The sequence below is a fragment of the Sphingopyxis sp. MG genome (assembly GCF_002953155.1).
Taxonomy (GTDB): Bacteria; Pseudomonadota; Alphaproteobacteria; order Sphingomonadales; family Sphingomonadaceae; genus Sphingopyxis; species Sphingopyxis granuli.
The window spans coordinates 769,847-783,347 of sequence record NZ_CP026381.1 but is presented as its reverse complement, the minus strand read 5'-3'; the positions used below and the strand labels follow the sequence as shown (position 1 = coordinate 783,347).

The following is a 13,501-nucleotide window of genomic DNA, read 5'->3' as shown; positions in this document are numbered from 1 at the left end:
TTCCCTATGACAAGCCCCCGCCCCAACCGATTCCACGGCCGCGTGCCCCGCGAGGCGCAATGCGAAGCCCCCGGCTGCACCGAGCCCGGCGAGTTCCGCGCGCCCGTCACCGGCCACCGCTCGCCCGACGGGCCGCCGCCGTGGCGCTGGCTGTGCCTCGACCATGTGCGCGAATTCAACGCCGTCTATAATTTCTTCGACGGAATGAACGCCGAGCAGATTCTGGCCGCGCAGTCGCCGACCGCGGGCTGGGAGACCGAGAGCCGTGCCTTCCGCGCCGCCGGCAGCGCCGACCTGCCGCCGCGCTGGGCCGATTTCCGCGATCCGATCGACGCGTTAGGCGCGCGCTTCCGCCAGCGGATGGACGAGGCGCGGCGGCAGGCCGCCGACCCGCGCTTCACCCGCGACGAGCATCGCGCGCTGGCGATGATGGGCCTGCCCGCCGACGCCGGGCGCGCCGCGCTCCGTCGCCGCTACAGCGAACTGGTCCGCCGCTATCACCCCGACCGCAACGGCGGCGACCGCAGCCACGAGACGCGGCTCAGCGAAGTGGTCGCGGCCTATCAGCTGCTGCGAAAGAACGCGGCCTTCGCATAGGGAGAGGATGGATGAGCGACCTCGACAAACGGCGGATCGAAACCGTGAAGCGCCACATGGCGCTGGAGATCGCGCAGGATTGGGACGGCGTCCTCGCGACCTTCGACCACCCGCGCTACGAACTGCTCGGCCCCGGCACCGTCTTCGACGGCGAGGCGGCGGTGCGCTCCTATTTCGCCTCGTCGCGCGAGCCGTTCCCCGACCAGGCGAACGAGATCATCGCGATCGCCGCCGACGCCGCGACCGACACGGTGCTCGTCGAATTCTGGCTGACCGGCACCCATCTCGGCCCGCTGCGCCTCGGCCTGCGCACCGTCGAGCCGACCGGCAAGGCGTTCCGCATCCGCATGGCGGCAAGCTTCGAATTCGCGCCCGGCAGCGACCGGATCGTCTGCGAACGGCCCTATTACGACCAATCGGCGGTGATGAAGGCGCTCGACCTGTTCTGAATAAGGCGTTGCAAGCCGCAACCCATGGCGATACCGCGACGGCGTAGCGCCGCCGGCGGCGACTCTCCCTCTTTGCCCTGCTGGACATTTGCCATGACCGATATTCCGAACAGCCTCCCCGATCATCACGGTTCGACGCTTCTCGCGGCGCCCGATACCGAGATCGACGCGCGCGAGGTCTTCGGCGTGGATATCGACATGAAGGTGCCCGCGTTCAGCGAGGCCGATGAGCGCGTGCCCGACCTCGACCCCGCCTATGTCTTCGACGGCGACACCACCCTCGCGATTCTCGCGGGCTTCAAATACAACCGCCGCGTGATGGTGCAGGGCTACCACGGCACCGGCAAGTCGACGCATATCGAGCAGATCGCGGCGCGGCTGAAATGGCCGTGCATCCGCGTCAACCTCGACGCGCACATCAGCCGCATCGACCTCGTCGGCCGCGACGCGATCGTGCTGCGCGACGGCCAGCAGGTCACCGAGTTCCGCGAAGGGCTGCTGCCCTGGGCGCTGCAGACGCCGACTGCGCTGGTCTTCGACGAATATGACGCCGGGCGCCCCGACGTGATGTTCGTGATCCAGCGCGTGCTGGAGACGGAGGGCAAGCTGACGCTGCTCGACCAGAATCGCGTGATCCGCCCGAACCCGCACTTCCGCCTGTTCTCGACTGCGAACACAGTCGGACTCGGCGACACCAGCGGGCTCTATCACGGCACGCAGCAGATCAACCAAGGGCAGATGGACCGCTGGAACATCGTCGTCACGCTCAACTATCTGCCCGCCGCCACCGAAAGCGCCATCATCCTCGCCAAGGTGCCGACCGCCGACGACGCGACCGTCGCCAACATGGTCAAGGTCGCCGACCTGACGCGCCAGGGCTTCATGGCCGGTGATATCTCAACCGTCATGTCGCCGCGCACGGTGATCAGCTGGGCGCAGAACACCGCCATCTTCAACAGCCTCGGCTTCGCCTTCCGCCTTTCCTTCCTCAACAAGTGTGACGAGGCGGAGCGGATGATCGTCGCCGAATATTATCAGCGCGTGTTCGGCGAGGACCTGCCCGAAAGCGTGGTCGGCAAGTAAAGCGGGAGCGACCTCCCGCTATTGCAGCACCGTTTCGGCATCGACCAGCCGGACGTCGTGCATCCGGTGGAGATAAGCCTCGAAATAGCCCTTGTGCGAGGCGCCGACGATCGACAGCGTCCGCGACCCCGGCTGCGCCGCGATCGCCGCGCGGATGTTGGCGACCATGCGCAGGTTGCGCGCCTCCCACCAGCCGACATAGCGCCGGCCATAGCCCTCCGGCGAGGGATCGGCGAGCGCGGCGCCGAAATCGCTGTCGAAGGCGACCTGCGCCGTTTCCGGTCGGTTATAGTCGCGATAGAGCGCCAGCACGCCCTCGCCGTCGAGCCGGGCCGTCAGCGCATCGTCCCGCGCCTTGCGCCGCTCGGCCACGGGATTGTTCCAGGCGCGGCGCATCGCCGCCTCGAAACCCGGATCATTGTCGAGCGACGCATTGATCGCGTCGGAACTGTGATCGTCCGCCGCATGGACGCGCTCGAGCCCGAGCCGCGCCGCGAGCGCCGCCGCGATCAGATAATCCTCGTTGCGCCGCGTCGTCAGCGCCGTGATTTCGGACGCCAGGGCTTCGTCCAGCCCGTCGCCGGCCCGCCGCTCGGCGGCCGGCAGGCGCAGCCACTGGACCAGAGCCGACGCCGGCTCGCCGCCCGCGAGGAACAGCGCCGCCAGATGGCGCCGGTCGGCCGGCTGCGGCTGCGCGGGCCAGGCGGCGAGCCGCCGGTCGGCCTCGGCCGTCGCCGCGGCCATGTCGAGCCCCAGCGCCTTCTGCGCCGGGCCCGGATCGCGGCAATAGGAGTCGTAGGTTCCCGGATAGCGCGCCTTGTAGCGCAGCATCATCTCGCATTCGGGGCCCGACACCGCCTCGATGGTGATGATATCTGGCTTCCACGCCGCGAGCCGCGCCAGCAGCGGTTCGAGATGCGCGGGATCGAAATCGGCGGGCAAGCCCGAAAGATGCGGCGTACCGAGCACGACGACGAGGTTCGGCGGCCCCGCGACCTGGCTCTTGAGCGCGGCCGGATCGAAAGCCGGAACATAGGGGACCTCCGCCCCCGCGGCGAGCAACAGGGCCAGCATTGCGGACATCGGCTTCTCTCCTGCATCAGAACTGCCCCTCGATAGACGAAGTGTATTATTCAATCAATACACATTGCGCCGACCGATTTCGGCTTTCCAAGCCGCGCCGCCTCTGCCAGCGTCCCGCGATGCGCCGACTTCGTGCGATCCGCGTTTTCCATCGCCGCCGTGCGCCGGCGCGCCGCCTGTCCGCCGCCGCCGCTGCGCTTGCCGCGCTATCGCTCGCCGGCTGCATCACACCGGTCGATTACGGCAAGATTCGCCACGCCGCCTATGTCGCCGATCCGCGCTGCGATCCGAAGACGGGCGCGCCGGTCGATGGCGAGGCGCTGCCGCTCTTCGTCGTCACCAGCCGCCTGCCCGACTGCCGGACGAGCGACCTTGCGCTGCTCGTTTATCGCGGCGACCGGGTGCGCCACGGCCGCTTCGCGGCGCCGCGCGAGGAAAAGGTCGACGGCAAGACGCGAACCCGCACTCCGCTCGCGCTGCAGGCGGAAGGCGACTGGTGGCGCGCGCTGCAGGCCGAGACCGATCGGCGCCAGGGGCGCGTGCTGCTCTATGTCCACGGTTACCGCGAAAGTTTCGAGACGACCGCCAGGGACGCGGCGCAGATCGCGCGCATGACCGGCTTCGACGGCCCGACGGTCGCCTATAGCTGGCCGTCGCAGCACGACGTGTTCGGCTACATGGTCGACGAGACCAACATGTATCACGACGTCCGCAACTTCCGCGATTTCCTGAAGGCGCTCGCCGAGCAGCCGTGGGTGAAGGAGATCGTGATCGTCTCGCACTCGCTCGGCGCGCGGCTCGTCGTTCCCGCCATCGCCTATGTCGACCGCGCCGCGCCGAGCGCCGACAGCCGCAACATCTCGAACATCATCCTCGCCTCGCCCGACATCGACCGCGAAACCTTCGAACGCGACATCGCCGACGGTGCGCTCACGCCCGCCAAGGTCGCCCGCGACCGGCACATCACCATCTATGTCTCGCTGCGCGACAAGGCGCTCGCCGCCTCGCGCGCGCTGCATGGCTATCCCCGGCTGGGCTCGCCCTATTGCTTCGATCCGTTCGAGGCCGCCGACCTGAAGGCCCGCGGGCTTCCCGAACGCTGCTATCCCGTCGCGATCCCCGGCCTTACCGTCGTCGACACCACCGACGTGTCGCGCGGGTCGACCGGGCACAGCAATTTCCTGCGCAGCGCGGCGGCCTGCCGCGATTTCGTCGATGTCGTCGCGGGCCGGCGGACGCGCCCGGAGCGCATCGCGACGCATGTTTCGCATGTCTTCCGCTTGCTTCCCGACCCGGCAGCGCCCAAGAACGGCGACGACAGCATCTGCAACCGAATCCCCGATCCCGAAGCACCATGAGCCAATCCTCTCCCCTCGACGATTTCAAGACCGCGCTGTCGAGCGTCGCCCGCGCGGTGACGCGCGATCCGGAGGTCGAGGTCGGCTTCACCGCCGACGCGCCGGCACAGGTCGGCAAGGCGATCAAGGTCCCGACCCCGTCGCGCACGCTACCGCGCGACCAGGTCGCGGAGGCGCGCGGTTTCGCCGACGCCTATGCGCTGCGGATGAAGCATCACAACGAGCGGACGCACGCCGCGGCGCGTCCGGCCGAGCCGATCGCCGCCGCCGCCTTCGATGCGATGGAACGCGCGCGGGTCGAGGCGCTCGGCGCGCGCTCCATGGCGGGGATGCGCGCCAACCTGTCGGCCAGCCTCGCGATGCGGATGCGCTCCGATCCGATCAGCCGCGCGCAGAACCGCGACGACGTGCCGGTGTCGAGCGCGCTCGAACTGATGCTGCGCGAGGTGCTGACCGGCGAGCAGGCCCCGCACGGTACCGAGACCGGGCTGTCGCTGGTGCGCGAATGGATCGCCAAGGATGCCGGCGCCGACCTGACCGCGCTGTCGATGCTGCTCGACGACCAGGCCGCCTTTGCCGAGACCGCGCGAGTGGCGCTCCGCAACCTCGACCTCATCCACGGCGACGACCCGCTGGAGGACGGCAGCGAGGACGGCGGCGATCAGGAAGAGGCCGAAGCCGAGGCCGACGAGAGCCCGGACCAGCAGGACAGCGAAGAGGGCGGCAGCGGCGAAAGCCAGGTCGACGCGCGCGCCGAGATGGACGGCGACCAGGCCGACGATGGCGACAGCGACCCCGACGCGCAGGAGATGGAGGGCGACGGCGACCCCGAAATGGGCGGCGAGGGCGACGAGGGCATGCTGCCCGTCCGCCCCAACCGCCTGCCGACCGACGTTCCCGACTTCAACTATATCCGCTTCACCGAAAAGCATGACGAGATCATCGCGGCGACCGAACTGTGCGACGCCGACGAACTGACGCGGCTGCGCGCCTATCTCGACCAGCAGATGACGCATCTGCAGGGTGCGGTGACCAAGCTCGCCAACCGGCTCCAGCGCCGCCTGATGGCGCAGCAGAACCGCGCGTGGGATTTCGACCAGGAGGAAGGCCAGCTCGACGCCGCCCGCCTCGCCCGCGTCATCGTCTCGCCCGGCCATTCCTTGTCCTACAAGATCGAGCGCGACACCGATTTCCGCGACACCGTCGTCACGCTGCTGATCGACAACAGCGGCTCGATGCGCGGACGGCCGATCAGCATCGCGGCGATCAGCGCCGACATCCTCGCGCGCACGCTCGAACGCTGCGGCGTCAAGACCGAGATCCTCGGCTTCACCACGCGGACGTGGAAGGGCGGGCAGAGCCGCGAGGATTGGCTCGCCGCGGGCCGTCCGCCGCACCCCGGCCGCCTCAACGACCTGCGGCACATCATCTACAAGCCCGCCGACGAGCCCTATCGACGCGCCCGCAAGTCGTTGGGCCTGATGATGCGGGAGGGGCTGCTCAAGGAGAATATCGACGGCGAGGCGCTGATGTGGGCGCACAGCCGCATCGTCGCCCGGCCCGAGGAACGCCGCATCCTGATGGTGATCAGCGACGGCGCGCCGGTCGACGACAGCACGCTGTCGGTCAACCACGGCGCCTATCTCGATCAGCATCTGCGGCAGGTGATCGAATGGATCGAGAACCGCTCGCCGGTCGAACTCTGCGCGATCGGCATCGGCCACGACGTGACGCGCTATTACAGCCGCGCGGTGACGATCATGGACGCCGAACAGCTCGGCGGCACGATGGTCGAGCAACTGGCGGGGCTGTTCGACATCGACTGAGCATCACCCTTCCCCTCGATGAGGGGTTCGGTCGCCGCATATCAGTCGTGCGCGCCCACCGCCTTGGCCTTCCCGGCCAGCCCGACATCCCAGTGCGCGGCGAAGAATTGCTCGAGGACTTTCGCGGTCGCGTCGCCGAATCGCTTCCGGCTTTCCGCCGTATCGCGAACGCCCCTGAAAGGCGCCTCGATCTGCAGCCCGCAGATGCGGCCTTCGGGCGAATCGCTCCCCGAACCGCAGGCGTGGCGGCGGGTATTGGGGCCGCCGTTGAAATAGGGCTGGCCCCCGGGGCCGGGATCGCTCACGCTCGGGACCGCGGGAAAGCCCGCGTCCGCAAATAGCGTGCCGAGGCTCGTCGGTCCGCGAAGCAGCGCCGAAAGCGGCGTCTCCCCACCTTTGGCAAGGCTGCGGATGCTCGTCCTTTCGAGAGCGCCGGCGTCGCCGTCGATCGCCTCGTCCGAGCGGTCGAGCAGCCCCCCGGTGAGCAGATAGCCGAGTTCGAGCCGCTGCACCTTGTGCCCGTGCCCGTGGATGTCCATGAACCATCCGCGCTCGCTCGTCCGCAGGACCTCCTTCTTCGCGATATCGATGAAGGCGTGCCATTCCTTGTACGCCTGCTCGGCGTCGGCATTGCCGCAGGCGGCTTCCGCCGCCGACCGGTTGGCATCGAGCTTCTGCCGCGCCAGCCGATTGATGATCACGTGCGGATAGGTGCCGAACCGGTCGTGAAAGGACTGGCGCATCGCCTGCACCAGTTCGGCGGTGTTCCGGTCGGGCCCGACCACGGTACGCGCGCCGCCGCAGCGTTCCTTCGTCCGGTCGGGAATATCCTCCGGCAGCAGCGTGCCGCCGTGCGGAGCGACGAGGATCACCGGTGCATTGCCCGGCAGATATTCGATATAATGGCCGTAGGACTTGCCGACCTCGAACGCGGCAGCCTCCGAAGCCGAAGCGGATGGGACGGCGGCCCAGGCCAGCGCGAAGCCGGCGCCGCCCGCGACAACCATCCGGATCGGCACGCCCCATGCCCTGCGAACCCGATCGATCATCTGCTCCCCCTCACTGCCTTGCAAACGCGATTTCGCCATCGCGCCATCCACCGGATAGTCGTGGACAGGGCAAGGCGGGAAAACGAAAAATCTATGAGACCGGTATAACCTCAAGGCGTACATCCATCAGACACGTAAGGTCACCGTTCCCCGGCGAAAGCCGGGAGCCACGCGGGGCAGCGCCACGCCATCTGGACCCCGGCTTTCGCCGGGGAGCGGTGACCTGCCGAAGGGGATGATTGCCTAACCTTGATGGGAACACAGAACCGCTGTCCTAGATGCTTTGCCTCGCGCCCCGCGTGACAACCCTTCCCCCTCTCGTTACACATCCCCTCCGGCACAGCAGGGACTCGCGATCGCAGGACGGGGCCGCTGGGCCATGATCCGCGCCGAGGTCGCCGGCGCAGGCTTGGGGCCGCACGATCGGGAAGCGGTCCGAAAAGGGGGCGACCGACCATGACCAAAGCATCCGACCTGTTCATCGCATGCCTCGAGGAAGAGGGCGTCGAATATATCTTCGGCGTTCCGGGCGAGGAGAATCTCGACATGCTCGACAGCCTGTCGCGATCGAAGCAGATCAGGCTGATCCTGACCCGTCACGAACAGGGCGCGGGATTCATGGCGGCGACCTATGGCCGCCACACCGGCCGGACCGGCGTCTGCATGGCGACGCTCGGCCCCGGCGCGACCAATTTCGTCACCGCCGCCGCCTATGCGCAACTGGGCGGCATGCCGATGCTGATGGTGACGGGGCAAAAGCCGATCAAGAAATCGAAGCAGGGCCGCTTCCAGATCCTCGACGTCGTCGGGATGATGAAGCCGATCACCAAATTCACCCATCAGCTCGCCAGCGCCGACAATATCCCGAGCCGGGTGCGCGAGGCCTTCCGGCTGGCCGAGGAGGAAAAACCCGGCGCCGCCCATATCGAGTTTCCGGAGGATATCGCCGAAGAGGACACCGCGTCGGTGCCGCTGAAGCGCAGCCATGTCCGCCGCCCCATCGCCGACGTCAAATCGGTGCGCGAGGCGGTGAAGGCGCTCGAGGCGGCGCGGGCGCCGGTGCTGGTAATCGGCGCGGGCGCCAACCGCACGATGACCGGCCGCATGCTGCTGCAATTCGTCGAAAAGACCGGAATCCCCTTCCTGACGACGCAGCTCGGCAAGGGGGTGATCGACGAACGGCACCCGCGCTTCCTCGGCTGCGCGGCGCTGTCGGCGGGCGACTTCGTCCACCGCGCGGTCGAGGCGTCGGACTGCATCGTCAACATCGGCCACGACGTCATCGAAAAACCGCCCTTCTTCATGCAGCAGGGCGGACCGCGCGTCATCCATGTCTCGACCAGGACCGCAGAGGTCGATCCGGTCTATTTCCCCGATATCGAGGTGATCGGCGATATCGCCAACGCCATCTGGCAGATCAAGGAGGACATCGTCCCCAACGGCGGCTGGAACTTCGACCACATGCTCGCCTATCGGAAGGCCGATCTGGAGCATACGCGGTCGCTCGCCGCGGATGCGCGCTTCCCGATCTTTCCACCGCATCTGGTGCAGCAGGTACGCGACGCGATGCCCGACGACGGCATCATCTGCCTCGACAACGGCGTCTACAAGATATGGTTCGCGCGCGGCTATACCGCCTATCGCCCCAACACGGTGCTGCTCGACAACGCACTCGCATCGATGGGCGCGGGGCTGCCGAGCGCGATGATGTCGGCGATGCTCTATCCCGAACGCAAGGTGATGGCGATCTGCGGCGACGGCGGCTTCATGATGAACAGCCAGGAGATGGAGACCGCGGTACGGCTGGGCCTCAACCTGACCGTGCTGATCCTCAACGACAGCGCCTATGGCATGATCCGCTGGAAACAGGCGAACATGGGGTTCGCCGACTTCGGCCTCACCTACAACAACCCCGATTTCGTCCAATATGCCGAAAGCTATGGCGCGAACGGCTATCGCGTCGAAAGCGCGGCGCATCTGAAGCAGCTTCTGGCCCACACGCGCGACACGCCGGGCGTCCACCTGATCGACTGCCCCGTCGACTATTCGGAGAACGACCAGATTTTGAACATCGACATCAAGCGGCTGTCGAAGGAGTTGTAGGATCGCCTTTGGCCGCCCCTGGATCCCCGCTTTCGCGGGATGACAGATAGGGCGCCGTTCTTGTCATCCCCGCGAAAGCGGGGATCCAGGAGTCTGATGGAACAGACCTATCACGTCTATATCCTTGCCAGCAGACGGAACGGCACGCTTTACATCGGCGTGACCGGGGATTTGGCCCAACGATGCTGGCAGCATCGGAACGGCGAAGGCTCGAAATTTACGGCGAAATATGGTGTAGAGCGTTTGGTATACGCGGAAGCCTTCGCCGATGTAAACGAAGCCATCGCCCGCGAAAAAGCGATCAAGAAATGGCGTCGGGCGTGGAAACTGGAATTGATCGAGCGCGACAATCCGCAATGGCTCGACCTATATGAAAGGCTCAACGGCTGATGGCCCGGCCCCTGGATCCCCGCTTTCGCGGGGATGACGGCGTTGGGGAAGGTTGAGAGTGTTGGAGAATGATTGTGAAACTCAAGGACGTCTACCCCCTCTACCTCAACAACAAGGCGGTGCAGCCGAACACCGACCTTGCCGTCACCGACAAGTTCACCGGCGAGGTCGCCTTCCGCACCGCGCTCGCGACCCCCGACGTGATCGACGAGGCGATTGCCGGTGCGGTGCGCGCCGCGGCGCCGATGGCGAAGCTCGCGAGTTTCGAGAAGCAGGACGTCCTCAATCACTGCGTGGCGCGTTTCCGCGAGCGCTTCGACGAACTCGCCTATGCGCTGTGCGTCGAGGCGGGCAAGCCGATCGCCGATGCCGAGGGCGAGGTCGGCCGCCTGATCGACACCTTCCGCATCGCCGCCGAGGAAGCGGTGCGCAATTACGGCGAGATCCAGCCGCTCGACATCTCGCCGCGCTCGAAGGGCTATATGGGGATGTGGAGGCGCGTGCCGATCGGCCCGTGCAGCTTCATCTCGCCGTTCAACTTCCCGCTCAACCTCGCCGCGCACAAGATCGCGCCGGCGATCGCGGTCGGCTGTCCCTTCGTGATGAAGCCCGCGTCGATGACCCCGCTCGGCGCGATCATCATCGGCGAGGTGCTCGCCGAATGCGACATCCTTCCCGAAGGCGCGTTCAGCATCCTGCCCGCGAGCCGCGACGGCGCCGACCTGTTCACCAGCGACGACCGGCTGAAGCTGCTGTCCTTCACCGGTTCGCCCGGCGTCGGCTGGGACCTGAAGGCGAAGGCGGGGAAAAAGAAGGTCATCCTCGAACTCGGCGGCAACGCCGCGGTGATCGTCGACAAGGACGCCGACCTCGACCATGCGCTCGCGCGGATCATCTTCGGCGCCTTCTACCAGTCGGGCCAGTCGTGCATCGGGGTGCAGCGGATATTGATCCACGCCGACGTCTACGACCGCTTCCGCGATATGCTGGTCGAAAAGACGAAGACGCTCGTCTCCGGCGACCCCAAGGACCGCGACACGTTCATCGGCCCGATGATCTCCGAAAAGGAAGCGGCGCGGCTCGGCGGCTGGATCGAGGATGCGGTCGCGGGCGGCGCGACGCTGCTGACCGGCGGCCGGCGCGACGGCGCGATGCTGGAGGCGACCCTGCTGGAGAATGTTGATCGCAAGGCCGATGCCTATCGCGAGGAGGCGTTCGGCCCGCTCGCCATCCTGTCGAAATTCACCGACTGGGACGACGCGCTGGTAGAGGTCAACGACAGCAAGTTCGGCCTTCAGGCGGGGCTCTTCACGCGCGACCTGCACAAGGTGCTGGCGGCGTGGGACGACCTCGATGTCGGCGGCATCGTCGTCAACGACGTGTCGAGCTATCGCGTCGACAACATGCCCTATGGCGGGGTGAAGGATTCGGGGCTGGGCCGCGAAGGCATCAGATTCGCGATGGAAGATATGACCGAAATCCGGAACATGGTGATCCGGCGCGCGTGAGCGCTTGTCACCGGACCGTCGCCAGACCGTCACCGAACCGTCTTCGCTTCGATTCGCAGGGTGTAACAAAAGCCGTGTCTAGGCCGTGGGCAGCCAAGGCTGCTTACGGAGTGCGACATGGCTTCTATCTCGACCCTGCCCATCCCGGCGCGTTTCGCCGATCCCTTCGCCGCCGAACCGCACGTGCCCGAATGCGTCGTCGGCGAACGGCGCAGCTACCGCACCGTGTGGATCAGCGACATCCATCTCGGCACCCGCGGGTGCAATGCGGCGCTGCTGATCGACTTCTTCGACCATGTCGATTGCGAGACGCTCTACCTCGTCGGCGACATCATCGACGGCTGGCGGCTCAAGAAACGCCATTTCTGGCCGCCCGAACATAACGACGTCGTCTGGCGCGTGCTCAAGCGCGCCAAGCGCGGCACGCGCGTCGTCTATGTCCCGGGCAACCATGACGAGATGGTCAAACCTTTCGATGGCTTCGATTTCGGCGGGGTCGAAATCCGGCGCGAGGCGGTGCACGAGACCGCCGACGGGCGCCGCCTGCTGGTCGTCCACGGCGACGAGTTCGACGCGGTGATGCTCGCGCACCGCTGGCTCGCCTTCGTCGGCGATGCCGCCTACACCGCGCTGATGAAGGCGAATGTGGTGGTCAACGCCATCCGCAGTCGGATGGGCCTGCCCTATTGGTCGCTGTCGCTCGTCGCCAAGCACAAGGTCAAGAACGCCGTCCAGTTCATCGGCCGCTACGAGGAAGTCGTCGCCCACGCCGCCCGCTCGCGCGGCGTCGACGGCGTCGTCTGCGGCCATATCCACAGCGCGGAGATGCGGGCGATCGACGGTGTCGATTACTATAACGACGGCGACTGGGTCGAAGGCTGCACCGCGCTGGTCGAACATGCCGACGGTCGCATGGAGATCGTGCGCTGGGCCGAGGAAGTTGCGGCGCGCTCAGCCCCGACGCCGCTCGAACAGCCCGCATCGGCACGCGCCGCATGAGGATCGCCATCGTCACCGACGCTTGGGAACCGCAGGTCAACGGCGTCGTCCGCACGCTTCAGGCGACGATCGCCGAACTGCGCGCACAGGGGCACGCGGTCGAGGTGATCTCGCCCGACCTGTTCCGCTCGATTCCCTGCCCCACCTATGGCGAAATCCGCCTCGCCCTTGCGGGCAAGCGCGCGGTCGGGCGGCGCATCCGCGCCTTCGCCCCGCAGGCGATCCATATCTCGACCGAAGGTCCGCTCGGCCTCGCGGCCCGGCGCTGGTGCCTCGACCATGATTTTCCCTTCACCACCGCCTATCACACGCGCTTTCCGGAATATGTCGCGGCGCGCCTGCCCATATCGCCCGGCCGCGTCTGGCGCTTCATCCGCTGGTTCCACCGCCCCGCCCGGCACATCATGGTCGCGACGCGCTCGTTGCAACGCGAACTGGCCGCGCACGGCCTCGACCGGACGATGCTGTGGGAACGTGGCGTCGACCCGCGCCTATTCCGCCCCGATCGTGCGCCCCACCCCCTCTTCGCCGGCCTTGCGCGCCCGATCCAGCTTTACGTCGGCCGCGTCGCGGTCGAAAAGAACATCGCGGCGTTCCTCGCCACCACGCAGCCGGGGACCAGGGTCGTCGTCGGCGACGGCCCGGCGCTCACCGACCTGCGGATGCGCCACCCCGAAGCGGTATTTCTCGGCAAGCTCGGCGGCGAAGCACTGGCGTCGGCCTATGCCGGCGCGGATGTCTTCGTCTTCCCCAGCCGGACGGACACGTTCGGCCTCGTCGTCATCGAAGCGCTGGCGTGCGGAACGCCCGTCGCGGCCTATCCGGTGCCGGGACCGGGCGACATCGTCCGCGACGGTGCGGGTGCCCTCGACGAAGACCTGGATGCCGCCATCTCGCGCGCGCTGACCTGCCGCCGCGAGGACGCCGCAGCCCTCGGCGCACGCTATGGCTGGACAAGCTGCACGGCGCAGTTCCTGAACGCCTTGACCTTCATTCCGCGAGACCCGGAGCCCAGCGCGCTCGCCGCGCCCGGCCTCGCGGCCTAGGAACACCTAG

Annotated in this window: 12 protein-coding genes; 10 read left to right on the top strand and 2 right to left on the bottom strand. The window is 67.2% G+C overall.

Annotation, left to right across the window (positions count from 1 at the left end):
* The first annotated feature begins 6 nt into the window (after positions 1-6).
* The 3 genes from C3E99_RS03570 to cobS all read left to right on the top strand — a co-directional run bounded on the left by C3E99_RS03570 (position 7) and on the right by cobS (position 2,129).
* Complete coding sequence (locus C3E99_RS03570; RefSeq protein ID WP_083675022.1) at positions 7-597, top strand: J domain-containing protein; 591 nt, start codon at positions 7-9, stop codon at positions 595-597.
* 11 nt (positions 598-608) lie between these two features.
* Positions 609-1,046: a nuclear transport factor 2 family protein gene (locus tag C3E99_RS03565; RefSeq protein ID WP_076074415.1), complete on the top strand. Its 438-nt coding sequence runs from the start codon at positions 609-611 to the stop codon at positions 1,044-1,046.
* A gap of 93 nt (positions 1,047-1,139) precedes the next feature.
* Positions 1,140-2,129, top strand: coding sequence for a cobaltochelatase subunit CobS (cobS, locus tag C3E99_RS03560; protein ID WP_067111248.1), 990 nt, complete (start codon positions 1,140-1,142; stop codon positions 2,127-2,129).
* A gap of 18 nt (positions 2,130-2,147) precedes the next feature.
* Here the strand turns inward: cobS and C3E99_RS03555 are convergent, their stop codons facing one another.
* Positions 2,148-3,212: a DUF5694 domain-containing protein gene (locus tag C3E99_RS03555; protein WP_076074412.1), complete on the bottom strand. Its 1,065-nt coding sequence runs from the start codon at positions 3,210-3,212 to the stop codon at positions 2,148-2,150.
* Positions 3,213-3,331: 119 nt separating this feature from the next.
* Here C3E99_RS03555 and C3E99_RS03550 point away from each other — a divergent pair, with 119 nt between their 5' ends.
* Both C3E99_RS03550 and cobT read left to right on the top strand, forming a co-directional pair.
* A complete protein-coding gene (locus tag C3E99_RS03550) occupies positions 3,332-4,570 on the top strand; it encodes an alpha/beta hydrolase (RefSeq protein ID WP_076074410.1) in 1,239 nt (412 codons plus the stop codon).
* The gene (gene cobT / locus C3E99_RS03545) at positions 4,567-6,396 is read left to right on the top strand and encodes a cobaltochelatase subunit CobT (protein ID WP_067111243.1); all 1,830 of its coding nucleotides are present in this window, start codon (positions 4,567-4,569) and stop codon (positions 6,394-6,396) included. The genes C3E99_RS03550 and cobT overlap by 4 nt, the downstream gene beginning before the upstream one ends.
* A 41-nt stretch (positions 6,397-6,437) precedes the next feature.
* Here the strand turns inward: cobT and C3E99_RS03540 are convergent, their stop codons facing one another.
* The gene (locus C3E99_RS03540) at positions 6,438-7,445 is read right to left on the bottom strand and encodes a hypothetical protein (protein ID WP_104959429.1); all 1,008 of its coding nucleotides are present in this window, start codon (positions 7,443-7,445) and stop codon (positions 6,438-6,440) included.
* A gap of 456 nt (positions 7,446-7,901) precedes the next feature.
* On the opposite strand from C3E99_RS03540, the gene C3E99_RS03535 reads away from it, so the two are divergent.
* The 5 genes from C3E99_RS03535 (at position 7,902) to C3E99_RS03515 (ending at position 13,491) form a co-directional block, all read left to right on the top strand.
* Complete coding sequence (locus C3E99_RS03535) at positions 7,902-9,548, top strand: acetolactate synthase large subunit (RefSeq protein ID WP_067111237.1); 1,647 nt, start codon at positions 7,902-7,904, stop codon at positions 9,546-9,548.
* 96 nt (positions 9,549-9,644) lie between these two features.
* Positions 9,645-9,938, top strand: coding sequence for a GIY-YIG nuclease family protein (locus C3E99_RS03530; protein WP_104959428.1), 294 nt, complete (start codon positions 9,645-9,647; stop codon positions 9,936-9,938).
* 68 nt (positions 9,939-10,006) lie between these two features.
* On the top strand, positions 10,007-11,446 hold the full coding sequence (locus tag C3E99_RS03525) for an aldehyde dehydrogenase family protein (protein ID WP_104959427.1): 1,440 nt from the start codon (positions 10,007-10,009) through the stop codon (positions 11,444-11,446).
* A 117-nt stretch (positions 11,447-11,563) separates the two neighbouring features.
* Positions 11,564-12,445 (top strand): UDP-2,3-diacylglucosamine diphosphatase, encoded by an 882-nt coding sequence (locus tag C3E99_RS03520; protein WP_076074400.1) that lies wholly within the window; start codon positions 11,564-11,566, stop codon positions 12,443-12,445.
* Positions 12,442-13,491, top strand: coding sequence for a glycosyltransferase family 4 protein (locus tag C3E99_RS03515; RefSeq protein WP_076074397.1), 1,050 nt, complete (start codon positions 12,442-12,444; stop codon positions 13,489-13,491). The genes C3E99_RS03520 and C3E99_RS03515 overlap by 4 nt, the downstream gene beginning before the upstream one ends.
* Positions 13,492-13,501 lie beyond the last annotated feature (10 nt).